Source organism: Streptomyces sp. NPDC048484, from assembly GCF_040651415.1.
GTDB lineage: Bacteria > Actinomycetota > Actinomycetes > Streptomycetales > Streptomycetaceae > Streptomyces.
Window position 1 is genome coordinate 200434 of record NZ_JBEZJY010000008.1, and the last position, 24670, is coordinate 225103.

Annotated in this window: 20 protein-coding genes; 16 read left to right on the top strand and 4 right to left on the bottom strand. The window is 70.2% G+C overall.

The window, feature by feature from the left end:
- Positions 1-5 precede the first annotated feature (5 nt).
- A complete protein-coding gene (locus tag AB0D14_RS10905; protein WP_362776924.1) occupies positions 6-1019 on the bottom strand; it encodes a LacI family DNA-binding transcriptional regulator in 1014 nt (337 codons plus the stop codon).
- Positions 1020-1435: 416 nt separating this feature from the next.
- Between AB0D14_RS10905 and AB0D14_RS10910 the strand changes: the two genes are divergently transcribed.
- The 9 genes from AB0D14_RS10910 to AB0D14_RS10950 all read left to right on the top strand — a co-directional run bounded on the left by AB0D14_RS10910 (position 1436) and on the right by AB0D14_RS10950 (position 14447).
- Positions 1436-3382, top strand: coding sequence for an acyl-CoA dehydrogenase family protein (locus AB0D14_RS10910; protein ID WP_362776927.1), 1947 nt, complete (start codon positions 1436-1438; stop codon positions 3380-3382).
- Positions 3383-3532: 150 nt separating this feature from the next.
- A complete protein-coding gene (locus tag AB0D14_RS10915; RefSeq protein WP_362776928.1) occupies positions 3533-4009 on the top strand; it encodes a hypothetical protein in 477 nt (158 codons plus the stop codon).
- A 94-nt stretch (positions 4010-4103) separates the two neighbouring features.
- Positions 4104-6839: a preprotein translocase subunit SecA gene (gene secA, locus AB0D14_RS10920; RefSeq protein WP_362777047.1), complete on the top strand. Its 2736-nt coding sequence runs from the start codon at positions 4104-4106 to the stop codon at positions 6837-6839.
- A gap of 197 nt (positions 6840-7036) precedes the next feature.
- Positions 7037-8302 carry a 1-deoxy-D-xylulose-5-phosphate reductoisomerase gene (gene dxr, locus AB0D14_RS10925; RefSeq protein ID WP_362776930.1) on the top strand — a complete coding sequence of 422 codons (1266 nt, stop codon included), beginning with the start codon at positions 7037-7039 and terminating at the stop codon, positions 8300-8302.
- Complete coding sequence (locus tag AB0D14_RS10930) at positions 8299-9603, top strand: site-2 protease family protein (RefSeq protein ID WP_362776933.1); 1305 nt, start codon at positions 8299-8301, stop codon at positions 9601-9603. The genes dxr and AB0D14_RS10930 overlap by 4 nt, the downstream gene beginning before the upstream one ends.
- Before the next feature lie 167 nt (positions 9604-9770).
- Entirely contained in the window at positions 9771-10928 is a 1158-nt protein-coding gene (gene ispG / locus AB0D14_RS10935) for a flavodoxin-dependent (E)-4-hydroxy-3-methylbut-2-enyl-diphosphate synthase (protein WP_362776935.1), read from the top strand.
- Positions 10929-11124: 196 nt separating this feature from the next.
- The gene (locus AB0D14_RS10940; RefSeq protein ID WP_362776938.1) at positions 11125-11973 is read left to right on the top strand and encodes a GNAT family N-acetyltransferase; all 849 of its coding nucleotides are present in this window, start codon (positions 11125-11127) and stop codon (positions 11971-11973) included.
- A gap of 97 nt (positions 11974-12070) precedes the next feature.
- Positions 12071-12640, top strand: coding sequence for a GNAT family N-acetyltransferase (locus AB0D14_RS10945; RefSeq protein ID WP_362776941.1), 570 nt, complete (start codon positions 12071-12073; stop codon positions 12638-12640).
- Between the two features lie 112 nt (positions 12641-12752).
- Positions 12753-14447: a proline--tRNA ligase gene (locus AB0D14_RS10950; protein ID WP_362776942.1), complete on the top strand. Its 1695-nt coding sequence runs from the start codon at positions 12753-12755 to the stop codon at positions 14445-14447.
- Positions 14448-14615: 168 nt separating this feature from the next.
- Here AB0D14_RS10950 and AB0D14_RS10955 read toward each other — a convergent pair whose 3' ends face one another.
- Genes AB0D14_RS10955 through AB0D14_RS10965 form a run of 3 tightly spaced genes read right to left on the bottom strand, consistent with a single transcriptional unit; the run spans position 14616 to position 16655 of the window.
- Positions 14616-15509, bottom strand: coding sequence for an aminoglycoside phosphotransferase family protein (locus AB0D14_RS10955; protein ID WP_362776943.1), 894 nt, complete (start codon positions 15507-15509; stop codon positions 14616-14618).
- 28 nt (positions 15510-15537) lie between these two features.
- On the bottom strand, positions 15538-16041 hold the full coding sequence (locus AB0D14_RS10960; protein ID WP_362776946.1) for a ferritin-like domain-containing protein: 504 nt from the start codon (positions 16039-16041) through the stop codon (positions 15538-15540).
- A gap of 59 nt (positions 16042-16100) precedes the next feature.
- The gene (locus AB0D14_RS10965; protein WP_362776948.1) at positions 16101-16655 is read right to left on the bottom strand and encodes a hypothetical protein; all 555 of its coding nucleotides are present in this window, start codon (positions 16653-16655) and stop codon (positions 16101-16103) included.
- A gap of 206 nt (positions 16656-16861) precedes the next feature.
- Between AB0D14_RS10965 and rimP the strand changes: the two genes are divergently transcribed.
- The 7 genes from rimP to truB all read left to right on the top strand — a co-directional run bounded on the left by rimP (position 16862) and on the right by truB (position 24330).
- Positions 16862-17380, top strand: coding sequence for a ribosome maturation factor RimP (gene rimP / locus AB0D14_RS10970; protein ID WP_362776950.1), 519 nt, complete (start codon positions 16862-16864; stop codon positions 17378-17380).
- 2 nt (positions 17381-17382) lie between these two features.
- Positions 17383-18465: a transcription termination factor NusA gene (gene nusA / locus AB0D14_RS10975; protein WP_362776952.1), complete on the top strand. Its 1083-nt coding sequence runs from the start codon at positions 17383-17385 to the stop codon at positions 18463-18465.
- A 103-nt stretch (positions 18466-18568) separates the two neighbouring features.
- On the top strand, positions 18569-18850 hold the full coding sequence (locus AB0D14_RS10980) for a YlxR family protein (protein ID WP_362776953.1): 282 nt from the start codon (positions 18569-18571) through the stop codon (positions 18848-18850).
- Between the two features lie 164 nt (positions 18851-19014).
- Positions 19015-22212 carry a translation initiation factor IF-2 gene (gene infB / locus AB0D14_RS10985; RefSeq protein ID WP_362776954.1) on the top strand — a complete coding sequence of 1066 codons (3198 nt, stop codon included), beginning with the start codon at positions 19015-19017 and terminating at the stop codon, positions 22210-22212.
- Between the two features lie 363 nt (positions 22213-22575).
- Positions 22576-22872 (top strand): DUF503 domain-containing protein, encoded by a 297-nt coding sequence (locus tag AB0D14_RS10990; RefSeq protein ID WP_328493632.1) that lies wholly within the window; start codon positions 22576-22578, stop codon positions 22870-22872.
- Between the two features lie 58 nt (positions 22873-22930).
- Positions 22931-23428 carry a 30S ribosome-binding factor RbfA gene (gene rbfA / locus AB0D14_RS10995; protein WP_362776957.1) on the top strand — a complete coding sequence of 166 codons (498 nt, stop codon included), beginning with the start codon at positions 22931-22933 and terminating at the stop codon, positions 23426-23428.
- The gene (gene truB, locus AB0D14_RS11000; RefSeq protein WP_362776959.1) at positions 23425-24330 is read left to right on the top strand and encodes a tRNA pseudouridine(55) synthase TruB; all 906 of its coding nucleotides are present in this window, start codon (positions 23425-23427) and stop codon (positions 24328-24330) included. The genes rbfA and truB overlap by 4 nt, the downstream gene beginning before the upstream one ends.
- Positions 24331-24670: the final 340 nt, after the last annotated feature.

Sequence of the window (24670 nt, forward strand, 5' to 3'; positions counted from 1 at the left end):
TCGGTTCAGGAGGCGGCCGGGGCCGGGCCCGTGCTCGCCCGTACCGTCAACTCGGGTGCGATGAGCGCGACTTCGTCCCTGCCGTGCCCCTCCAGCTTGGCGATCAGATGCTCCACCGCGCTGCGGCCCATCTCCTGGGCGGGGATGGCGACCGAGGTCAGCCGCACCGAGGCCTGGACGGCGACCTGGTCCGGGCAGATCGCGATCACCGACACGTCCTCGGGCACGGCCCGGCCCTGCCGGCGCAGCAGCGCGAGCAGGGGCTCGACCGCCGACTCGTTCTGTACGACGAAGCCCGTGGTGCCGGGGCGCTCGTCGAAGACCCGCGCCAGAGTCAGGGACATGGCGTCGAAGCCGCCCTCGCACGGGCGGTGCAGCACCCGCAGACCGAGCTCCCGCGACCGGGACCGGAGTCCGTCGAGCGTGCGCTCGGCGAACCCCGTGTGCCGTTCGTACACCGCGGGCGCCTCACCGATGACAGCGATGTCACGGTGTCCGAGCTTCGCGAGATGTTCGGCGCACAGCGCGCCCGTCGCGCCGAAGTCGAGGTCCACACAGGTCAGGCCGCTGGTGTCGGCGGGGAGCCCGATGAGGACGGACGGCTGTTCGGTGCCGCGCAGAAGCGGCAGCCGCTCGTCGTCGAGTTCGACGTCCATAAGGATCATCGCGTCGGCGAGCCCGCTTCCGGTGACCCGGCGCACGGCGTCCGGGCCCTCCTCGCCGGTGAGCAGCAGTACGTCGTACCCGTGGGCGCGCGCCGAGGTCGTCACCGCGATGGCGATCTCCATCATCACGGGTACGTACATGTCCGTGCGGAGCGGGATCATCAGCGCGATGATGTTGGACCGGTTGCTTGCCAGCGCCCGGGCTCCCGCGTTGGGGTGGTATCCGAGCTGCTCGATACTCTGCTCGACCCGCTGCCGGGTGCCCGCGGAGATGGACCGCTTGCCGCTGAGGACATAGCTCACCGTGCTCGCCGAGACTCCGGCGTGCTGGGCGACCTCGGCGAGGGTGACCATCCAGCTCTCCAAGCGTTGGGTGGAGGCGCCATGCGAAGGTATCGTGTGAAGCGCTTCGACAGTGCGCGTTTTAAACAGGGGCGAGTGAGGGTGGCTCGACAGTAGCCTGATGGCGGGTGGGTGTCCATAGGTTGTCGAAGCGCTTCGACTCGGTCGTTTCTGCGGGGTGTCCACCGGGGTGGGGGACGGCGTGCGTTGGCGGGTGTGGGGCGGTGGGGGCCGGGCGCGCCCGCGCGGCGGAGCCGCAGATGTCACAGCCCCGCGCCCCCGTCGGGCGGCCCCGCGGGTCTGCCCGCCAGTCCCGCGCGTGCGCCGAATGGTGCGCCAGGGCTGGTGGCCGGGTCCGGAATCGGGTACATACGATCGAGTAGCACCGGTGAGTAACGTAACGGACCAAGATCCCTATTCGCGGCGAGGTGAGCCTCTTGTCCGCAACACCCCACCAGCCCGCTGTCACCGAACGCGAGGCCCGTCAGGTCGCCGAGGCCGCGCGAGAGCAGGACTGGCGCAAACCCAGCTTCGCCAAGGAGCTGTTCCTCGGCCGCTTCCGGCTCGATCTCATCCACCCCCACCCGATGCCCCCCGCGGAGGACGCCAAGCGCGGCGAGGAGTTCCTCGCCAAGCTGCGCGACTTCTGCGAGACCAAGGTCGACTCCGCGCTCATCGAGCGGGAGGCACGCATCCCCGACGAGGTGATCAACGGGCTCAAGGAGCTCGGCGCCCTCGGCATGAAGATCGACACGAAATACGGCGGCCTCGGTCTGACGCAGGTCTACTACAACAAGGCCCTCGCCCTGGTCGGCTCCGCGAATCCGGCGCTCGGCGCGCTGCTCTCCGCGCACCAGTCGATCGGTGTACCGCAGCCGCTGAAGCTCTTCGGCACCCAGGAACAGAAGGACGCCTTCCTCCCGCGCCTGGCCCGCACCGACATCTCCGCGTTCCTGCTCACCGAGCCGGACGTGGGCTCAGACCCGGCGCGCCTGGCCACCACCGCCGTACCGGACGGGGACCACTACGTCCTTGACGGGGTGAAGCTCTGGACGACCAATGGCGTGGTCGCGGACCTGCTGGTCGTGATGGCACGGGTGCCGAAGTCCGAGGGTCACCGGGGCGGCATCACTGCCTTCGTCGTGGAGGCTGCCGCGGAGGGTGTCACCGTCGAGAACCGCAACGCCTTCATGGGGCTGCGCGGCCTGGAGAACGGCGTCACGCGCTTCCACCAGGTCCGGGTGCCCGCCGCGAACCGCATCGGTCCGGAGGGCGCCGGGCTCAAGATCGCCCTGACCACGCTCAACACCGGACGGCTCTCGCTGCCCGCCATGTGCGTCGGCGCGGGCAAGTGGTGCCTGAAGATCGCCCGCGAGTGGTCGTCCGTGCGTGAGCAGTGGGGCAAACCGGTCGCCCACCACGAGGCCGTGGGCACGAAGATCTCCTTCATCGCGGCGACCACGTTCGCCCTGGAGGCCGTCCTCGACCTGTCGTCCCAGATGGCCGACGAGGACCGCAACGACATCCGCATCGAGGCCGCCCTCGCCAAGCTGTACGGCTCCGAGATGGCCTGGCTGATGGCCGACGAGCTGGTCCAGATCCGCGGCGGACGCGGCTTCGAGACCGCCGACTCGCTCGCCGCCCGCGGCGAACGGGCCGTCCCCGCCGAGCAGGTGCTGCGCGACCTGCGCATCAACCGCATCTTCGAGGGCTCGACGGAGATCATGCACCTGCTGATCGCACGCGAGGCGGTCGACGCCCACCTCTCCGTGGCCGGTGACCTCATCGACCCCGACAAGTCCCTCTCGGACAAGGCGAAGGCGGGCGCGAGCGCCGGAGTCTTCTACGCCAAGTGGCTCCCCAAGCTGGTCACGGGAGCCGGTCAGCTCCCGCGCTCGTACGGGGACTTCCACCCGGCCGGACACGTCGACCTGTCCGGCCACCTGCGGTACGTGGAACGCTCCGCCCGCAAGCTCGCCCGGTCCACCTTCTACGCGATGTCCCGCTGGCAGGGACGGATGGAGACCAAGCAGGCTTTCCTCGGCCGGATCGTCGACATCGGCGCCGAACTGTTCGCGATGAGCGCCTCCTGTGTCCGCGCCGAGCTCCTGCGGACCACCGAGGCGCACGGCCGCGAGGCGTACCAGCTCGCGGACGTCTTCTGCAGTCAGTCCAGGGTCCGGGTGGAAGAACTCTTCGGCCGGCTGTGGTCCAACACCGACGACATCGACCGCAAGGTCGTCAAGGGCGTCCTCGGCGGCGCCTACACATGGCTGGAGGAGGGAATCGTCGACCCCTCGGGCGAGGGCCCCTGGATCGCCGACGCGACACCCGGAGCATCCGAGAAGGAGAACGTCCACCGCCCCATCCGTTGACCTTTTCCCCAGTGATGCGCTGCTGTCCCCGTCGTCATTCTGCCGCTTGCCGTGCGAAAGGTGTGCGTCAACAATGAGCGGAATGGCGAACGGGGACAAAACATGCGCCACGGTGTGGGGGAAGAACATGGTGTGGGGAAAAAATATGGGGTGGGAGAAGAACACGGCCGGGGAATTTCCGTCCAGCTGACGCGGGCCCGCGGGGAGGCGCGACGGCAACTGGACGACACCGAACTCGTACGGGCGCTGCGGACGGTGCGCAACGAGGTCCGGCCACTGGCGGACAAGCTGCGCCGGAGTGCGCCGGAAACCTTCGAGGCCCACCGGGACGGGCTCGCCGTCCTGCTGAACGACTGCGCGCTCGCACTCCTCGACGGGGAACCACGGCCGTCGGTCGCCTCTTTCGATCCGCTGCCCGTCCGAAGAATCGACCTCAGGGACATCGATTCCCTGCTCGACACCGGACGGCCGGGCGAGCGGCCCGTGATCCATCAGCTTTTCCGCGGTGCGGTGGAGTACGCCAAGGACCCCGTACTGCGTGAGCTGATCAAGGCGAACCAACAAGGTGTCCACATTCTCCAGCGGGCCAACCGCTGGATACGCATGCTCGTGGACGCGAGCCAGTGAAATCCGGGTCAGTGAATCCGGTTCAGTGAAATCCGTGTCAGTGGGGGTAATTCCAGTGCCGGTACTCGGTCTCGACAGCATCACCGGCCGGATCATGCGGGCCGGCGAGGGCAGAATCCTGCGCAGGCTGCAGCACGTCGCTGAACAGGTGGGCTCCCTGGAAGCGGACTTCAAGGAGCTGACCGACGACGAACTCCAGTCGCTCACCCCGGAGTTCAAAGAGCGGTACGAGGCCGGGGAGAGCCTCGACGACCTGCTGCCGGAGGCCTTCGCCGCCATGCGCGAGGCCGCGCACCGCACGCTCGGGATGCGCCACTTCGACGTACAGCTCATGGGCGGCGCGGCGCTCCACCTCGGCAACATCGCCGAGATGCAGACCGGCGAGGGCAAGACCCTGGTCGCCACCCTGCCCGTCTACCTGAACGCCCTGACCGGCAAGGGAGTCCACCTCGTCACGGTCAACGACTACCTCGCCCAGCGCGACGCCGACTGGATGGGCCGCGCCTACCGCTTCCTGGGGCTGACGGTGGGGGTCATCAAGACCCAGTCGACCCCGGCCGAGCGGCGCGCGCAGTACGCCTGCGACATCACCTACGGCACCAACACCGAGTTCGGCTTCGACTACCTGCGCGACAACATGGCCTGGTCCAGGGACGAACTCGTCCAGCGCGGCCACCACTTCGCGATCGTCGACGAGGCGGACTCGATCCTCATCGACGAGGCCCGCACCCCACTGATCATCTCCGGCCCCGCCGACCAGCCCACGCACTGGTACGAGGCGTTCGCCACGATGGTCACCCGGATGCGCGGAGTCGCAGTCCAGGACGAGAACTTCACCACGCCCACCGACAAGGACCGCCTCGCCGGGCTGCGTGCCACCCACGACTACGAGTACGACCCCAAGAAGCGCACCGTGGCGATCCTGGACCGCGGAGTGGAGTTCCTCCAGGACCAGCTGGGCATCGAGAGCCTCTACGAGTCCGACCACACGTCCCTCATCGGGCACCTGAACAACGCGCTCAAGGCGAAGGAGCACTTCAGGAAGGACAAGGACTATGTCGTCGTGAACGGCGAGGTCCTCATCGTCGACGAGCACACCGGCCGCATCCTCGCCGGACGCCGCTACAACGAGGGCCTGCACCAGGCCATCGAGGCGAAGGAGGGGGTGACGGTCAAGGACGAGAACCAGACCCTCGCCACGATCACCCTGCAGAACTTCTTCCGGCTGTACGAGAAGCTCGGCGGGATGACCGGCACCGCCATGACCGAGGCCGCCGAGTTCCACCAGATCTACAAGCTTCACGTGGTGCCGATCCCCACCAACCGGCCGATGGCCCGCGCCGACGACCCCGACCAGATCTACCGGACCGTCGAGGCCAAGTACACGGCGATCCTCGACGACATCGCCGACAGGCACGAGAAGGGCCAGCCGGTGCTCGTCGGCACCACCTCCGTCGAGAAGTCCGAGATCCTCGCCGCACGGCTGAAGAAACGCGGCATCCGGCACGAGGTGCTCAACGCGAAGAACCACCAGCGCGAGGCCCAGATCGTGGCGCAGGCCGGCCGCAGGGGCGCGGTCACCGTGGCCACCAACATGGCAGGCCGCGGCACCGACATCATGCTCGGCGGCAACCCGGAGGCCATGGCACTCGCGGAGCTGGACCGGCGCGGCCTCACGGCCGAGGAGAGCCCGGACGAGCACCGGGAGACCCTCGACCGGATCAAGGAGGCGGCCGCGACCGAGCACGACGAGGTGAAGGAACTCGGCGGGCTGTACGTCCTCGGCACCGAGCGCCACGAGTCGCGCCGCATCGACAACCAGTTGCGCGGTCGCTCCGGCCGCCAGGGCGACCCCGGCGCCTCCCGCTTCTACCTCTCCCTGGGGGACGACCTGATGCGGCTGTTCCGCGCCCAGGTCGTCGAGCGCGTGATGTCGATGGCGAACGTCCCCGACGACGTCCCCATCGAGAACAAGATGGTCACGCGCGCCATCGCCTCCGCCCAGTCCCAGCTGGAGCAGCAGCACTTCGAGTCCCGCAAGGACGTGCTGAAGTTCGACGAGGTGCTCAACCGGCAGCGGACCCTCATCTACGCGGAACGCCGCCGGGTGCTGGCAGGCGAGGACCTGCGGGAACAGATCCTCCACTTCATGGACGACACCATCCGCGCGTACGCCACCGTGGAGACCGCCGAGGGCTTCTCCGAGGAGTGGAACCTGGAACGGCTGTGGAACGCCTTCGAACAGCTCTACCCGATCCGGGTCACCGTCGAGGACCTGGAGGACGCCGTGGGCGACCGGTCCGACCTCACGGCCGACGGGCTCGCCGACGCCGTCATCGACGACATCCACGCCCGCTACGAGGAGCGCGAGGCCGAGCTGGGCGCGGACGCGCTGCGCGACCTGGAGCGACTCGTCGTGCTGTCGGTCCTGGACCGCAAATGGCGCGAACACCTGTACGAGATGGATTACCTGCGCGACGGGATCGGCCTGCGCTGGACCCTCGGCCGGGAGCCGATCATCGAGTACGAGCGCGAGGGCTACGACATGTTCGTCGCGATGAACGACGCCATCAAGGAGGAGTCCGTCGGGTACGTGTTCAATCTGGACGCCGCCGGGAAATCCGCCGGCCAGGAACCCCTGGAGGCCGGGCGCCGTACGGACGGGCTGCATTTCAGCGCTCCCACGCTGGACACGGCGGAGGGGGTTGTCGAAGGGGACTTCGAACCGGCCGACGCCACGCCTGCGCCTGCGGCGGAGGATGTGGCCGATGTGGGGCCGCGCCCCCAGCGGGCTGCCAGGTCCCGGAGCCGTCGGAAGCGCAAGAAGTAGGGGCTTGCGGATCTGTGGGCGGCCGCGGGGCCGGTGGGTGCTTGTCGCGCCCACGCGGCGGAGCCCCACAGATCGAGACAGCCGCGCGCCCCTCACAGGGCGTCCCGCGCCCCTCACAGGGCGCCGGGCGCCCCTCACAGGGGCAGGAGCGGGACGCCTCTGTCCCGTTGCCGCGGGGTTGCGGCAACAATGGGGGGATGAGCGACAGTCCAGCCCCCCTCGCCGACCCGCATCTCGTCTTCGATCCCGTGGACGGAGTACGGGATGTCGTGATCCTCGGTTCCACCGGATCGATCGGCACCCAGGCCATCGACCTCGTGCTGCGCAACCCCGACCGGTTCCGGGTGACCGCGCTCTCCGCGGCCGGCGGGAGGGTGGAGCTGCTGGCGGAGCAGGCACACCGGCTCCGCGTCCGGACCGTCGCCGTGGCGCGCGAGGACGCCGTACCGGCACTGCGCGAGGCCCTGTCCGCGCGGTACGGGGCGGGGGAGCCCCTTCCCGAGCTGCTCGCGGGGCCGGACGCCGCCACCCAGCTCGCCGCCTCCGCGGGCCACACCGTCCTGAACGGCATCACCGGCTCGATCGGCCTCGCCCCCACCCTCGCCGCCCTGAAGGCGGGCCGCACCCTCGCGCTCGCCAACAAGGAGTCGCTCATCGTCGGCGGCCCCCTGGTGAAGGAACTGGCCGCGCCGGGCCAGATCATCCCCGTCGACTCCGAGCACGCCGCGCTCTTCCAGGCGCTGGCCTCGGGCACCAGAGCCGACGTACGAAAGCTCGTCGTCACCGCCTCCGGGGGCCCCTTCAGAGGACGTACGAAGGCCGAACTGGCCGACGTCGTCCCCGAGGAAGCCCTCGCGCACCCCACCTGGGCCATGGGGCCGGTCATCACCGTCAACTCCGCGACCCTCGTCAACAAGGGCCTCGAAGTCATCGAGGCGCACCTCCTCTACGACATTCCCTTCGAACGGATTGAGGTGGTCGTGCACCCACAGTCGTATGTCCACTCGATGGTGGAGTTCACGGACGGATCGACGATGGCCCAGGCGACGCCCCCCGACATGCGCGGGCCGATCGCCATCGGTCTGGGCTGGCCCCAGCGCATCCCCGACGCCGCGCCCGCCTTCGACTGGTCGAAGGCGTCGAGCTGGGAGTTCTTCCCCCTCGACAACGACGCGTTTCCGTCGGTGGGGCTCGCCCGGCACGTCGGGAAGCTCGCGGGCACGGCCCCCGCGGTGTTCAATGCGGCCAACGAGGAATGCGTGGACGCGTTCCTGAACGGCACCCTGCCGTTCAACGGGATCATGGAGACCGTCACGGAGGTCGTCGCCGAACACGGCACGCCCCGTACGGGAACCTCGCTCACCGTCACGGACGTCCTCGAAGCGGAGACCTGGGCGCGCGCCCGGGCCCGTGAACTGACAGCCCGCACCACAGCGACGACAACGGCGGAGGCTCGTGCATGACGACCCTGATGATGATCCTCGGCATAGTCGTCTTCGCGGTCGGCCTGCTCTTCTCGATCGCCTGGCACGAGCTGGGACATCTCTCCACGGCCAAGCTGTTCGGCATCCGGGTGCCGCAGTACATGGTCGGCTTCGGCCCGACGATCTTCTCGCGGAAGAAGGGCGACACGGAGTACGGGGTCAAGGCGATTCCGCTCGGCGGCTACATCCGCATGATCGGGATGTTCCCGCCCGGCCCCGACGGCCGGATCGAAGCCCGGTCCACCTCGCCGTGGCGCGGCATGATAGAGGACGCCAGAGCGCAGTCCTTCGAGGAACTCCAGCCGGGTGACGAGAAGCGTCTCTTCTACACGCGCAAGCCGTGGAAGCGCGTGATCGTGATGTTCGCCGGCCCCTTCATGAACCTGATCCTCGCCGTCGCGATCTTCCTCGGCGTGATGATGACCTTCGGCGTCCAGACCCAGACCACCACGGTCGGCAAGGTCTCCGACTGCGTCCTGGAGCAGAGCGAGGCCCGCACCGAGTGCCGGAAGAGCGACACGCCCGCGCCCGCCAAGGCCGCCGGCCTGCAGGGCGGTGACAAGATCGTCTCCTTCGACGGCCGGAAGGTGACCGACTGGTCCGCCCTCCAGGACGACATCCGCGCCAACCCCGGCAAGGACGTCACCCTGACCGTCGAGCGCGACGGCAAGCAGCTCGACCTCTCCGCCCACCTGATCCGCAACCAGGTCAGCAAGACCGACGGCGCCGGCGGCTACGTCGAGGGCAAGTACGTGTACGCCGGCTTCCTCGGCTTCACGCCCGCCTCCGGCATCGTCCAGCAGTCGTTCGGGCAGTCCGTGGACCGCATGGGCGACATGATGCAGAACGGCGTCGAGTCGCTGATCGCCCTGCCGTCCAAGGTGCCCGCCCTGTGGGACGCGGCCTTCGGCGACGGCCCGCGCGAGGCGGACTCCCCGATGGGCGTGGTCGGCGCGGCACGCGTCGGCGGCGAGGTGTTCACGCTCGACATCCCGCCGGAGAACCAGATCGCGATGATGCTGTTCCTCGTCGCGGGCTTCAACCTCTCCCTGTTCCTGTTCAACATGCTCCCGCTGCTGCCGCTCGACGGCGGGCACATCGCGGGAGCCCTGTGGGAGTCGCTGCGGCGCAACGCGGCGAAGGTGCTGCGGCGCCCGGACCCCGGCCCCTTCGACGTGGCGAAGCTGATGCCCGTCGCGTACGTGGTGGCCGGAATCTTCATCTGCTTCACGCTCCTGGTGCTGATCGCGGACGTGGTCAACCCGGTGAGAATCTCCTAGTCATACGGAGTTCATGGCGGCCGGACATGCTTGGTGTCCGGCCGCTCTCCTTTGGGTGGCCCCGTACAGGGGATGTGCTCCCGCCTTCGGGGGTGCCGTAATCTCGATGACTGGAGCCCGTCAGCTTTCGGGACCGACCGAATCCTTACCTTGGGGTTGCACAGCAGATGACCGCGATTTCACTCGGCATGCCGGACGTTCCGACCAGGCTCGCCGAGCGCCGCAAGAGCCGCAAGATCCAGGTCGGCACCGTGGCGGTGGGCGGAGACGCGCCCGTCTCGGTGCAGTCGATGACGACGACGCGTACGTCGGACATCGGCGCCACCCTGCAGCAGATCGCCGAGCTGACCGCGTCCGGCTGCCAGATCGTGCGAGTGGCGTGCCCCACGCAGGACGACGCGGACGCGCTCGCCACCATCGCGCGCAAGTCGCAGATCCCGGTCATCGCGGACATCCACTTTCAGCCGAAGTACGTCTTCGCCGCGATCGACGCCGGCTGCGCCGCGGTGCGCGTGAACCCGGGCAACATCAAGCAGTTCGACGACCAGGTCAAGGAGATCGCGCGGGCCGCCAAGGACACCGGCACGCCGATCCGTATCGGGGTCAACGCCGGCTCCCTGGACAAGCGCCTGCTCCAGAAGTACGGCAAGGCGACGCCCGAGGCGCTGGTCGAGTCGGCGCTGTGGGAGGCGTCCCTCTTCGAGGAGCACGACTTCCGGGAGATCAAGATCTCGGTCAAGCACAACGACCCCGTGGTCATGGTCAACGCCTACCGCCAGCTCGCCGCCGCCTGCGACTACCCGCTCCACCTCGGTGTGACCGAGGCGGGCCCCGCCTTCCAGGGCACGATCAAGTCGGCGGTCGCCTTCGGCGCACTGCTCAGCGAGGGCATCGGCGACACCATCCGGGTCTCCCTCTCGGCCCCGCCGGTCGAGGAGATCAAGGTCGGCATGCAGATCCTGGAGTCGCTGAACCTCAAGCAGCGGCGGCTGGAGATCGTCTCCTGCCCGTCCTGCGGGCGCGCCCAGGTCGACGTCTACAAGCTGGCCGAGGAGGTCACCGCCGGGCTCGACGGCATGGAGGTGCCGCTGCGCGTCGCGGTCATGGGCTGCGTCGTGAACGGGCCCGGGGAGGCCCGCGAGGCCGACCTCGGCGTCGCCTCGGGCAACGGCAAGGGCCAGATCTTCGTCAAGGGCGAGGTCATCAAGACCGTCCCCGAGTCGAAGATCGTCGAGACGCTGATCGAAGAAGCGATGAAGATCGCGGAGCAGATGGAGGCCGACGGCATCCCCTCCGGCGAGCCGTCCGTGTCGGTGGCAGGCTGACCCACCAGCCCGTCCGGCGTCTGAGGACGAGCGCGTTCAGCGCGATGCTGGGGTCTGGGGGCGGCAGCCCCCAGGAACGGGACGGGAGGGGGCGGAGGGGGCGAAGAAAACCCCGCTCACCCCTACCGGGCGGCACGCCACATCGCCGCCAGGTACAGTGCGGAGATCAGCAGACCTGATGGTGAAGGCCCCGCACGTGTTGACGCAGACGACCACCAGGGTCCTCGATCCGAGCGACCTGGACGCCGCGCTCGCAGTCCTTGACCGCGAGCCGGTGGCGAACGCCTTCGTGACCTCCCGAGTGCAGGTCGCGGGCCTCGACCCCTGGCGCCTCGGCGGCGAGATGTGGGGCTGGTACGAGGACGGCATGCTGACGTCCCTCTGCTACGCCGGCGCCAACCTCGTCCCGATCTGCGCCACCCCCCGGGCCGTCCGAGCCTTCGCGGACCGCGCCCGCAGAGCGGGCCGCCGCTGTTCCTCCGTCGTCGGCCCCTCCGAGGCCACGGCTCAGCTCTGGGGCCTCCTCGAACCCCACTGGGGCCCCGCCCGTGACGTCAGGCCGCACCAGCCCCTGATGGTCGCCGACCGGCTCCCCGCCGACATCAGTCCGGATCCGTACGTCCGCCGCATCCGCAAGGACGAGATGGAGACGATCATGCCGGCCTGCGTGGCGATGTTCACGGAGGAGGTCGGTGTCTCCCCGCTCGCGGGTGACGGAGGCCTCCTCTACCAGGCGAGGGTCGCCGAACTCGTCGGCTCCGGACGCTCGTTCGCCCACGTCGACCGGGACGGCCGGGTCGTCTTCAAGGCGGAGATCGGCGCCGCGACGTCGCAGGCCTGCCAGATCCAGGGCGTCTGGGTCGCCCCCGAGTACCGCGGCCAGGGCATCGCAGCCCCCGGCATGGCGGCCGTCCTGCGCTACGCCCTCGCGGACGTGGCCCCGCTCGTCAGCCTGTACGTCAACGACTTCAACACGGCCGCCCGGGCGACGTACCGCAGAACCGGCTTCCAGGAGATCGGCGCTTTCATGAGCGTCCTGTTCTGACGGCGACCCGCGCGCCCGGCCACATCGCACCCGCACCCGACAGGACCACCGGCACGCGCGGCACACGCGGCGCGGACGCCCGGGTAGTCTCCCGGGCATGCTGCGCTTCCCCGGTCAGGGCCCCTGCCCGCCCGACGACGTCGTCACCGGCCCCCTGGACCTGGCCGCCCGGGTCGACGAGGCGCTGGCCGTCCAGGCCGTCGCCTTCGGACTCGGCGCGGACGAGATCGCCGTACGACGCCAGATCGTGCTGCGTCACCTCACCTTCCCCGGCGCCCGCTCGCTCGGCGCGACCACCGCCGACGGACGGCTCGCCGGCTTCGTCTACGGCATGCCCAACAACCGCGGGCACTGGTGGTCCACCGTCGTCGAGCCCTATCTGCGCGGCCAGGGACACGACGGCTGGCTGGACAACTCCTTCGTGATCACCGAACTGCACGTCCACCCGGACTTCCAGAACCGCGGGGTCGGCCGCGCGCTGATCACCACCATCACGGACAGCGCGGCCGAACCGCGCTCGATCCTCTCGGCCATCGACACGGACAGCCCCGCCCGCGGGCTGTACCGCTCGCTCGGTTACGAGGACCTGGCCGTGCGGGTTCTGTTCCCGAGCGCGCCCAAGCCGTACGTGGTGATGGGCGCCCCGCTGCCCCTCCGGCGCCGCTGAGGCGTCCCTCCCCTGCCGCTTCCGCGCCGATGGGCCAATAACGGATTTCGGCGACGGCGGACACCCCGCTAACCTCCTAGCCATCACCTATACGCAGCAGGAGTCGAGAACCATGGCCCAGGTCCAGCGCATGTCCCGTTTGATGGTCAAGACACTGCGTGACGACCCGGCGGACGCCGAGGTACTCAGCCACAAGCTGCTGGTGCGCGCCGGCTACGTACGCCGTACCGCCGCCGGCCTCTGGTCCTGGCTGCCGCTGGGCAAGAAGGTCCTGGCCAACGTGGAGCGGGTCGTCCGCGAGGAGATGGACGCCATCGGCGCCCAGGAGGTGACCCTCCCCGCCCTGCTGCCGAAGGAGCCCTACGAGGCGACCGGCCGCTGGGAGGAGTACGGCCCCGAGCTGTTCCGCCTCAACGACCGCAAGGGCGGCGACTATCTCCTCGGCCCGACCCACGAGGAGATCTTCACCCTCCTGGTCAAGGACCAGTGCTCGTCCTACAAGGACCTGCCCGTGATCCTCTACCAGATCCAGAACAAGTACCGCGACGAGGCCCGCCCCCGCGCCGGCATCCTGCGCGGCCGCGAGTTCCTGATGAAGGACTCGTACTCCTTCGACCTGGAGGACGAGGGCCTGGCCGAGTCGTACGCCCTGCACCGCGAGGCGTACCAGAAGATCTTCGCGCGCCTGGGTCTGGACTACCGCATCTGCGCGGCCATGGCGGGCGCCATGGGCGGCTCCAAGTCCGAGGAGTTCCTCGCCCCGGCCGCGGCCGGCGAGGACACCTTCGCCGACTGCCCGAACTGCGACTACGCCGCCAACACCGAGGCGATCACCTACACGCTGAAGCCGGCCGACGCGGCCGGGGTCCCCGCGCTGGAGGAGATCCCCACCCCCGACACCCCGACCATCGAGACGCTCGCCGCGCACCTGGACGTCCCCGCCTCCGCCACCCTGAAGAACCTGCTGGTCAAGGTGGCCGGCGAGATCGTGGCGATCGGCGTCCCCGGCGACCGCGAGGTCGACATGGACAAGGTGGAGGCACACTTCGCCCCCGCCGCCGTCGAACTCGTCACGGCCGAGGACTTCACGGGCCGCGACGACCTCGTACGCGGCTACGTCGGCCCGCAGGGCCTGGAGAAGGTCCGCTACCTAGCCGACCCGCGCGTCGCCCCCGGCACCGCCTGGATCACCGGCGCCAACAAGGAGGGCCTGCACGCGAAGAACGTCGTCGCGGGCCGCGACTTCGAGGTCGACGAGTACGTGGACGTGGTCGTCGTGCGGGAGGGCGACCCCTGCCCGGTCTGCGGCACCGGCCTCAAGCTGGACCGCGCCATCGAGATCGGCCACATCTTCCAGCTCGGCCGCAAGTACGCCGACGCCTTCCAGCTCGACGTGCTCGGCAAGCAGGGCAAGCCGGTCCGCGTCACCATGGGCTCGTACGGCATCGGGGTCTCGCGAGCGGTCGCGGCGCTCGCCGAGCAGCACGCCGACGAGCAGGGCCTGGTCTGGCCCGCCGAGATCGCCCCGGCCGACGTCCATGTCGTCGCGGCGGGCAAGGCCCTTCAGACCGAGCTGGCGCTCGACGTCGCGGAGAAGCTGGGCGCGGCGGGCGCGCGGGTGCTCGTGGACGACCGTGCGGGTGTCTCGCCCGGTGTGAAGTTCACGGACGCCGAACTCATCGGCGTCCCGAAGATCCTGGTGGCCGGCCGGCGTTCGGCCGAGGGCGTCCTGGAGCTGAAGGACCGCCGTACCGGTGAGCGCGAGGAGCTGACGGTGGACGAGGCCATCGCCCGCCTCACGGCGTAGCGCACCGGTGCCGGCCCGCGCCCCTCAGGGGCGCGGGGAACGGCGCGAGCAACCCACGACAACGCGCGCGTACGAACCCGCCCTTCTCGCGGCGCGGCCTCGCGGGGCCGGGCTCCCGGCGACTCGGACACCACCGAGCTGCCACCCTCGGAGTGAGCCCCTCGGGCTCTAGAGCCACGCGGCGAGCTCCAGCAGCAGCTCGGCGTCCTGTGACCGGCCCACGCGCCGGGCCCGTACGCCCGACTCCACGGCCCGGAAAAGGGTCCAGCCGCGCAGCCGTTCCTGATCCACGTCGAGGGACTCCGCGAGACGCTTCACCCGCCGGCGGGCGGTGGCGGCGCCGGACGGGGAGGCGATCAGGTCCTCGATCCGGTCACGGACCAGCCGGGCCAGGTCGAAGGCGCACTCGCCGACCACGGGGTCGGGCCCGACGGCCAGCCAGGGGCTGCGTTCGCCGGCCAGGACCTTGCTCTGCCGGAAGGTGCCGTGCAGCAGGCGTGCCTGAGGCGGCGACGCCAGCAGTTCCTCGCGGACCGCGAGGGCGGCGTCGACCAGCGGCGCCGCCTCCTCGTCGGCGCCCGCCCGCATCGCCGCGGCCTGCCGTCCCGTCCGCTCGGCCACGGTCTCGAAGACATGGTCCGCGGGCGGCTCGATCCACAGCCTGCGCAGGGTCCCCGCCGCCTCCAGCATCGACCTGGCCTCCGGCAGGGACCGCACCGACACATCGGGATGCAGCCGCTCAAGGAGCAGTACGCCCTCGGGGCCGGCCGGTTCCAGGAGGCGTACCGCGCCCAGGCCGTCCCAGTGCGCCAGCGCGGCCCGTTCGCTCTCCGGGCGGGCCCGGCGCGGCGCGAGCTTCAGCACGGCGGGGGCGCTGTCGGGCAGCCGTACCAGGATCACCAGACTGCTGCGCCCGCCGGGGACCTGCACACGCTCGACGGTCGACCCGCGTAGCGCGACAGCCTGCTCGGCCGCCTGAGGCAGCTTCGCCAGCCAGTCGTCATCGCCCGGTGCTGCCTCGCCGAGCGCCTTGAGCAGACGCCGCGGCGGTTCGAAAGCCATGCGCGAGTCGTTCCCTTCCCTGGACGCGTTACGAGGTCGGTGTCGGCGCCGGTTTCGGCGACGTGGTGGCAGTGGCCGACCGCTCTGCGAGACCAGGGAAGGCTACGCTCTCGCCGCGCCAGCGCACCGCCCGCACCGCTGCGTCCCGCAGGGCCTGGGCCGCCGCGCGCCGCCGGTCGTCCCCCGCGGCCCGGACGAGGTCCGAGTACACACCGGCCACGCGGTCCTCCAGCTCGGCGGCGAGCCGCAGGGCCGACTCCGAGTCCGTCACCGGGAACGGCAGCGCGTACGCGGCCGCCGCCGGCTCGGGCTTCCCGCCCAGGTCGCGGACGGCACGCGCCAGCTCGTTCCGGCGCGCCCGGTGCGCGTCGTAGGCGGCCCGCGCCTCCGTTCGCCGGAGCTCATGGATCCTGCCGCCCACGACTCCGTACCCGTACACGGCGGCATGCTCGGCCCCGAGCGCGGCCTGAGTGGCCGTCAGCTCCGCCGACGCCTTCCCGGATGCCTGCGTCTGAGCCTGAGCCTGTGTCATTGCCTGCGCCTTTACCTGCGCCTGTGTCTTCGCTTGTGCTCTGGCTCTGTCGGAACCGCTCACTTCTCGTCCTCCGTCAGCAAAAACGCGTGCCCAGCACCGGCCGCCGCCACCGAGGCCAGCAGGCGGGCCAGCTCGCCCGGTACGTCCACCAGCGCCTTCGTGCACCGGTCCGCCATCTCGCGCTCGGCGGCGGCGAGTTCGGTGCGGGCGTCCTTCTCCGACACGGGCACCTCGGGAGAGGGGGAGGGGGGAGGTGAAGCGCTTGCCGAAGCGCCCGTGGAAGGGGTCATGGAAGTGGAAGGGGCCGTCCGCCGGCCGCCTCCGAACGCCTCGGCGTGGAGTACGACCTCGGCCAGCAGCGGTGACAGCCGGCCGCTCAGCGCGGGATGCGCGGCGAGCACCGCCTCGTACCGCTCCGCGAGCCGCTCGCTGTCGCGGGCAGCACGCGCACGTGCCCGCGCGGCGGCGGGCGAACTCCCGTTGGTGGTCGCGGAAGAGGAGTCGGAGGGTGAGCAGCCGGCGAGCAGCGCGGCGCCCGCACCGGCGGCCCCGGCGAGCAGGCTCCTTCGGCGCGGCCCCGAGGGGGTGCGCGACGGCGGGGTGAACGGCACGGCAGACGTCCTCGAATGGCTCGTACGAACGAAATGGGCGGCAGACCCTTGATCACGGTACCCGCGTACCGTCCCCGCACCCACCAGCGGCGCCGCCCCGCTGCCCGGCGGGCCACGGTGGACGGCAACACCCCCTGGGACCGGATACCCTTTGACCTGACACGCGACCTACCCACAACAGCACACGCGGCCGAGGAGTCACCCGGATGAGCACCACCCAGAGCGAGAGGCTGCGAGAGCTCCTGGAACCGCTCGTCAGCTCCCAGGGACTCGACCTCGAAGAGATCGAAGTGGAGTCGGTCGGTCGCAAGCGGGTGCTGCGTGTCGTCGTCGACTCCGACGAAGGAGCCGATCTCGACGCTGTCGCCGATGTGAGCCGCGCGCTCTCGGCGAAGCTCGACGAGACCGAGGCCATGGGCCAGGGCGAGTACACCCTTGAGGTGGGAACGCCCGGTGCCGAGCGCGAGCTCAGGGAACACCGTCACTACGTACGTGCCACCGACCGCCTCGTGAAGTTCCAGCTGAGAGAGGGCGACGAACTGGTCGCCCGGATCATCACGGTCGACGACGAGGGCGTGGACGTGGAGGTGCCCGGCGTGAAGGGGCGTAAGCCCACCGCCAGGAGGCTCGCCTTCGAGGACATCGCCAAGGCGCGCGTCCAGGTCGAGTTCAGCCGCAAGGACAACAAGGACGAGAAAGACATGAAGGAAGAGGAGGAGGCGTAGCCGTGGACATCGACATGAGTGCCCTGCGGGGCCTGGTGCGGGAGAAGGAGATCTCCTTCGACCTGCTGGTCGAGGCGATCGAGTCGGCCCTCCTCATCGCCTACCACCGCACCGACGGAAGCCGCCGTCACGCGCGCGTGAAGCTCGACCGGGAGACCGGTCATGTGACCGTGTGGGCGAAGGAGGATCCCGACGACCTGGAGGAGGGGCAGGAGGCGCGCGAGTTCGACGACACCCCGTCGGACTTCGGCCGGATCGCCGCCACCACCGCCAAGCAGGTCATCCTGCAGCGGCTGCGGGACGCGGAGGACGACGCGACGCTCGGCGAGTACGCGGGCCGTGATGGCGACATCGTCACCGGTGTCGTCCAGCAGGGCCGCGACCCGAAGAACGTGCTCGTCGACATCGGCAAGCTGGAGGCCATCCTGCCGGTGCAGGAGCAGGTCCCCGGCGAGTCGTACCAGCACGGCATGCGGCTGCGGTCGTACGTCGTGCGGGTGGCGAAGGGTGTCCGCGGTCCGTCCGTGACGCTCTCCCGTACACATCCCAATCTGGTGAAGAAGCTCTTCGCCCTTGAGGTGCCGGAGATCGCCGACGGGTCCGTCGAGATCGCCGCCATCGCCCGCGAGGCCGGCCACCGCACGAAGATCGCCGTCCGGTCCACCCGGTCGGGACTGAACGCCAAGGGCGCCTGTATCGGCCCCATGGGCGGCCGCGTGCGCAACGTCATGGCCGAGCTGAACGGTGAGAAGATCGACATCGTCGACTGGTCCGACGACCCCGCGGACATGGTGGGCAACGCGCTCTCCCCGGCCCGGGTGTCCAAGGTCGAGGTCGTCGACCTCGCGGCCCGCTCCGCGCGCGTGACGGTCCCCGACTACCAGCTGTCGCTGGCGATCGGCAAGGAAGGGCAGAACGCCCGGCTCGCCGCCCGTCTGACCGGCTGGCGCATCGACATCCGCCCGGACACCGAGCAGCCGGGTGATCAGGAGGGTGACCGGCCGGACGACCGGTCAGGGGAGCGACCGGGAGCGACCGGGAGTGGCCGGGAGCGACCGGGAGTGGCCGGGAGCGACCGGGAATAGATCCAAGCCGCAGGTGGCTTAGATCACGACAGTTTTTACGCGCGGCAACTGTTCGACACTTGCCCCGAAGGGGTGAGGTCGGTGCAGGGAGGTAGACTTAAGAGTGTCTGGCCGGACGCATGCCCGAGCATGCCCTGAACGCACCTGTGTGGGGTGTCGGGAGCGAGCGGCCAAGACCGATCTGCTGCGCACCGTGGCGGCCGAGGGCGAATGCGTCCCCGATCCTCGCGGTACGCTGCCCGGCCGGGGTGCGTATGTACACCCCGCCCTGGTCTGTCTGGACCTGGCGGTTCGCCGCCGGGCGTTCCCACGGGCGCTGCGTGCCCCGGGTCAGCTCGACACAAAGGCGTTGCGCCAGTACGTCGAGCGGACAGACAGTTGCTGAGCAGGCAACACCGTAAGAGAAGAGTCGCGCGGAACCCCGTGCGGCCCTGGTACCCCGCGAGTTGGAAGTAGGTCGAGATTGCGATGAGCACTCGATGAGCACGCGATGAGTACGCCCATGAAGTAGCGACGGTCCGGACGCAACCCGGACCTAAAAGGAGCGAAGTGGCTAAGGTCCGGGTATACGAACTCGCCAAGGAGTTCGGGGTGGAGAGCAAGGTCGTCATGGCCAAGCTCCAAGAACTCGGTGAATTCGTCCGTTCGGCGTCCTCGACGATCGAGGCGCCCGTAGTACGCAAACTGACTGACGCCCTCCAGCAGGGCAACGGCGGCGGCAAGCCCGCCCCGCGCAAGGCCGCGCCCGCCAGGCCGGCCGGCCCCTCTCCGGCGCAGGCTGCCCGTCCGGCAGCCCCGCGCCCGCCGTCCCCGAAGCCGGCCGAGGCCGAGAGCCCCGCGGATTCGGCAGCACCGGCGGCTCCGGCCTCCGGCACGCGTCCGACGCCGGGCCCCAGGCCCGCGCCGAAGCCCGCTCCGGCGTCTCCGGCTCCGGCAGCGCCCGAGTTCACGGCGCCCCCCGAGGCTCCCGCCGCTCCGGTGACCCCGGCCCCGGCCCCGGCCGCGAACCCGCGTCCGAGCGGTGCCCGTCCCGGCGCCCCGAAGCCCGGTGTCCGTCCGGCCGGTCCCGCACAGGGCGGTCAGGGCGGTCAGGGCGGTCCCGGTCAGGGTCGCGGCGAGCGCAGTGACCGTGGCGGCGACCGTGGTGACCGTCAGGGCGCCCCGCGTCCCAGCGGCCAGGGCACGCGTCCCGGTGGTCGTCCCGCCGGCCCGCGTCCGGGTAACAACCCGTTCACCTCCGGTGGCTCCACCGGCATGGCGCGTCCGCAGACGCCTCGTCCGGGCGGCGCCCGTCCGGGCCCCGGCGGACCTGGTGGTTCCGGTGCTCCGGGTGGCGCCCCGCGTCCCCAGGGCGCGGGCCAGGACCGTGGTCCCCGTCCGCAGGGCGGCCCCGGTGGCGCCCCGCGTCCCGGCGGCGGTCCCGGCGGTGCCCGTCCCACTCCGGGCGGTATGCCCCGTCCGCAGGGCGGTCCCGGTGGCGCTCCGCGTCCCGGCGGCGGTCCCGGCGGAAACCGTCCCAACCCCGGCATGATGCCGCAGCGTCCGGCTGCCGGCCCGCGTCCCGGCGGCGGTGGCCCCGGTGGCCGCGGTCCTGGTGCCGGTGGCGGTCGTCCCGGCGGTGCCGGCGCCGGTGGCGGTCGTCCCGGTGGTGGCGGCGGCGGCTTCGCCGGTCGTCCCAGTGGTCCCGGTGGCGGTGGCGGCGGTTTCGCCGGTCGTCCCGGTGGTGGTGGCGGTTTCGCCGGTCGTCCGGGTGGTCCCGGTGGTGGCGGTGGCCGTCCCGGCTTCGGCGGTCGTCCCGGTGGTCCGGGTGCCCGTGGTGGCACACAGGGCGCCTTCGGCCGCCCCGGTGGTCCCGCGCGTCGCGGTCGCAAGTCGAAGCGGCAGAGGCGCCAGGAGTACGAGGCCATGCAGGCCCCGTCGGTCGGCGGCGTCATGCTGCCTCGCGGCAACGGACAGTCCGTCCGCCTGTCGCGCGGTGCCTCGCTCACCGACTTCGCCGAGAAGATCGGCGCCAACCCGGCGTCGCTCGTCGGCGTGATGATGAACCTCGGCGAGATGGTCACTGCCACGCAGTCCGTCTCCGACGAGACGCTGAAGCTCCTCGCGGACGAGATGAACTTCGTCCTTGAGATCGTCAGTCCCGAGGAGGAGGACCGCGAGCTGCTCGAGTCCTTCGACATCGAGTTCGGCGAGGACGAGGGTGGCGAGGAGTTCCTCGTCGCGCGTCCGCCGGTCGTGACCGTCATGGGTCACGTCGACCACGGTAAGACCCGACTCCTCGACACCATCCGCAAGACGAACGTCGTCGCGGGCGAGGCCGGTGGCATCACCCAGCACATCGGTGCCTACCAGGTCGCGACCGTCGTCAACGAAGCAGAGCGTCGCATCACCTTCATCGACACCCCGGGCCACGAGGCGTTCACCGCCATGCGTGCCCGTGGTGCCAAGTCGACCGACATCGCGATCCTCGTGGTGGCGGCCAACGACGGTGTGATGCCCCAGACGATCGAGGCGTTGAACCACGCCAAGGCGGCCGGTGTGCCGGTCGTGGTCGCGGTCAACAAGATCGACGTCGAGGGCGCCGACCCGACCAAGGTGCGCGGTCAGCTCACCGAGTTCGGTCTGGTGGCCGAGGAGTACGGCGGCGACACGATGTTCGTCGACATCTCCGCCAAGCAGGGCCTCAACATCGAGAGCCTGCTGGAGGCCGTGGTCCTCACCGCGGACGCCTCGCTCGACCTGCGGGCCAACCCGGAGCAGGACGCGCAGGGTATTGCGATCGAGTCCCACCTGGACAAGGGCCGCGGCGCCGTCGCGACCGTCCTGGTCCAGCGAGGCACCCTGCGGGTCGGCGACACCATGGTGGTCGGCGACGCGTACGGCCGTGTCCGCGCGATGCTCGACGACAAGGGCGACAACGTGGAAGAGGCGGGTCCCTCGACTCCGGTCCTCGTCCTCGGTCTCACCAACGTCCCGGGTGCCGGCGACAACTTCCTCGTCGTCGACGAGGACCGTACGGCCCGCCAGATCGCCGAGAAGCGCGCGGCGCGTGAGCGCAACGCCAACTTCGCCCGGCGCGGAGTCCGGTTCTCCCTGGAGAACCTGGACGAGGCCCTCAAGGCCGGTCTGGTGCAGGAACTCAACCTCATCATCAAGGGCGACGCGTCCGGTTCGGTGGAGGCTCTCGAGTCCTCGCTGCTCCAGCTCGACGTCGGCGAAGAGGTCGACATCCGCGTCCTGCACCGCGGTGTGGGTGCGGTCACCGAGTCGGACATCGACCTGGCGACCGGATCCGACGCCATCGTCATCGGCTTCAACGTCCGCGCTGCGGGCCGCGCGGCGCAGATGGCGGAGCGCGAGGGCGTCGACGTCCGCTACTACTCGGTGATCTACCAGGCCATCGAGGAGATCGAAGCGGCCCTCAAGGGCATGCTCAAGCCGGAGTACGAAGAGGTCGAGCTCGGCACGGCGGAGATCCGCGAGGTCTTCCGCTCGTCCAAGCTGGGCAACATCGCCGGTGTGCTGGTCCGCTCCGGCGAGGTCAAGCGCAACACCAAGGCGCGCTTGCTGCGTGATGGCAAGGTCATCGCGGAGAGCCTCAACATCTCCGGTCTGCGTCGCTTCAAGGACGATGTCACCGAGATCCGCGAAGGGTACGAGGGCGGTATCAACCTCGGAAACTTCAACGACATCAAGATCGACGACGTCATCGCGACGTACGAGATGCGCGAGAAGCCGCGCGCGTAGCGCCTGCGGCTTGGCTTGACCGTGTGGGGTCGGCCGACGGGAACTGGTTCCTGTCGGCCGGCCCCACACGGGGGTTTTCGCCCCCGCCGCCCCTACCCGTCCCGACCCTGGGGGCTGCGCCCCCAGACCCCCGCTGTCGGCCTGGACGGCCTCGTCCTCAAACGCCGGACGGGCTGGTCTTCCAGCCTCTCCGGCGTTTGAGGAGCGGGGGTTCGGGGGCTGGCCCCGAGGTCGGGATGGGAAGGGGCGGCGGGGGCGAAACTCCGTCGAGCGGCACCAGGGGTTCGAGGTACCGTTCTGGTGTCCCGCCAAGAGCTTGGCCGGGCCACCTACCCCGTACCGGCGGGACATCCGGACACACATATGTACGTGGGGACTCTGTCCTTCGACCTCCTCCTCGGCGACGTACGGTCACTGAAGGAGAAACGCTCCGTCGTCCGCCCGATCGTCGCCGAACTCCAACGCAAGTACGCGGTGAGCGCGGCGGAGGTGGAGCACATGGATCTCCACCGCAGGGCCGTCATCGGACTGGCGGTGGTCTCCGGGGACACCGGGCACCTGACCGACGTACTGGACCGGTGCGAGCGTCTGGTCGCCGGGCGCCCCGAGGTGGAGCTGCTGTCGGTGCGACGGCGGCTGCACGGAGAAGACGACGAATGAGCGTGCGGCGACGTGGATCGGCCGTACACGGATCAGCAGATAAGAGGGAGACGGACCAGTGGCCGACAACGCGCGGGCGAAGAGGCTGGCGGACCTCATCCAAGAGGTGGTTGCCAAGAAGCTGCAGCGTGGGATCAAGGACCCGCGGCTCGGTTCGCATGTGACCATCACGGACACCCGGGTCACCGGGGACCTCCGGGAGGCGACCGTCTTCTACACGGTGTACGGGGACGACGAACAGCGCGCGGAAGCCGCCGCGGGCCTGGAGAGCGCCAAGGGCGTACTCCGCTCGGCGGTCGGCGCGGCCGCGGGCGTGAAGTTCACCCCGACGCTCGCCTTCGTGGCGGATGCCCTGCCGGACACCGCCAAGACCATCGAGGACCTGCTCGACAAGGCACGGGCCTCGGACGCCAAGGTCCGCGAGGTCTCGGCCGGCGCCGCCTTCGCCGGTGAGGCCGACCCGTACAAGAAGCCCGAGGACGACGACACCGACGGCGATGAGACCGACGGCGATGAGACCGACGGTGACGATACGGACGGCGACGCCGCTAAATGACGCAGAAGCAGAAGACGCCCGACGGCCTTGTCATTGTCGACAAGCCGTCGGGCTTCACTTCGCACGACGTGGTCGCCAAGATGCGCGGGATCGCCAAGACCCGCCGCGTCGGACACGCGGGCACCCTCGACCCCATGGCGACGGGCGTGCTCGTCCTCGGCGTCGAGAAGGCGACCAAGCTCCTCGGTCATCTCGCACTGACCGAGAAGGAGTACCTGGGCACCATCCGGCTCGGGCAGAACACTCTGACGGACGACGCCGAGGGCGACCTCACCTCGTCGGCCGACGCCTCCAAGGTGACCAGGGACGCCGTCGACGCCGGGATCGCCAAGCTCAGCGGCGACATCATGCAGGTGCCGTCCAAGGTCAGCGCCATCAAGATCAACGGCGTGCGCTCGTACAAGCGGGCGCGCGAGGGCGAGGACTTCGAGATCCCGGCCCGGCCGGTGCGGATCGCGTCGTTCGCCGTGTACGACGTCCGGGACGCGGTCGCCGAGGACGGTACGCCCGTGCTGGACCTGATCGTCTCGGTGGTGTGCTCGTCCGGTACGTACATCCGTGCGCTCGCCCGTGACCTGGGCGCCGACCTCGGTGTCGGCGGTCATCTGACGGCGCTGCGACGCACCCGCGTGGGCCCGTACAAGCTCGACTCCGCCCGCACCCTCGACCAGCTCCAGGAGGAGCTGACCGTGATGCCGGTGGCGGAGGCCGCCACGACCGCGTTCCCCCGCTGGAACGTGGACACGAAGCGCGCGCAGCTGCTGACGAACGGCGTGCGGCTGGAGATGCCCGAGGAGTACACCGGGGCCGGAGCCGTCGGGGTGTTCGATCCCGAGGGACGGTTCCTGGCGCTGGTGGAGGAGCAGAAGGGCAAGGCCAAGAGCCTCGCGGTCTTCGGCTGACCGTCCGCGGTGGAGCGGCGTTCACGCCGGTCGCCTGTGTGCGCCGCTCCACCGTCCCCCTCGGTTCCCCCACCCAAGGGTGTATCCATCCACCCTCGTGTATTCACCCGTCCGGGCAGGCGCTCGGAGTGAACCGGGGGAGTGGAAGGGGGCTTGTTCGGCTCGGGATCTGTCGCGTCCGATCACCTCGCCCATACCGTCGGAAATCGAAGCGCCGAAAGCACGGTACGGCGCGCGCGGCGGGGAGGTTCGAGCATGGCGGTACAGGGCCCGCGGGCCGGGGGCCGTCATCAGACGCCGCCCGATGCCCGGGAGACGCCGGGTCCGGTCGCGGAAGCGC

Excerpts from the sequence above, each read along its gene's own strand:
- AB0D14_RS10905 (WP_362776924.1), bottom strand. The coding sequence starts at position 1,019 with ATGGTCACCCTCGCCGAGGTCGCCCAGCACGCCGGAGTCTCGGCGAGC.
- secA (WP_362777047.1), top strand. The coding sequence starts at position 4,104 with ATGCGGGCCGGCGAGGGCAGAATCCTGCGCAGGCTGCAGCACGTCGCT.
- dxr (WP_362776930.1), top strand. The coding sequence starts at position 7,037 with ATGAGCGACAGTCCAGCCCCCCTCGCCGACCCGCATCTCGTCTTCGAT.
- AB0D14_RS10930 (WP_362776933.1), top strand. The coding sequence starts at position 8,299 with ATGACGACCCTGATGATGATCCTCGGCATAGTCGTCTTCGCGGTCGGC.
- ispG (WP_362776935.1), top strand. The coding sequence starts at position 9,771 with ATGACCGCGATTTCACTCGGCATGCCGGACGTTCCGACCAGGCTCGCC.
- AB0D14_RS10945 (WP_362776941.1), top strand. The coding sequence starts at position 12,071 with ATGCTGCGCTTCCCCGGTCAGGGCCCCTGCCCGCCCGACGACGTCGTC.
- AB0D14_RS10950 (WP_362776942.1), top strand. The coding sequence starts at position 12,753 with ATGGCCCAGGTCCAGCGCATGTCCCGTTTGATGGTCAAGACACTGCGT.
- AB0D14_RS10955 (WP_362776943.1), bottom strand. The coding sequence starts at position 15,509 with ATGGCTTTCGAACCGCCGCGGCGTCTGCTCAAGGCGCTCGGCGAGGCA.
- AB0D14_RS10960 (WP_362776946.1), bottom strand. The coding sequence starts at position 16,041 with ATGACACAGGCTCAGGCTCAGACGCAGGCATCCGGGAAGGCGTCGGCG.
- rimP (WP_362776950.1), top strand. The coding sequence starts at position 16,862 with ATGAGCACCACCCAGAGCGAGAGGCTGCGAGAGCTCCTGGAACCGCTC.
- AB0D14_RS10990 (WP_328493632.1), top strand. The coding sequence starts at position 22,576 with ATGTACGTGGGGACTCTGTCCTTCGACCTCCTCCTCGGCGACGTACGG.
- truB (WP_362776959.1), top strand. The coding sequence starts at position 23,425 with ATGACGCAGAAGCAGAAGACGCCCGACGGCCTTGTCATTGTCGACAAG.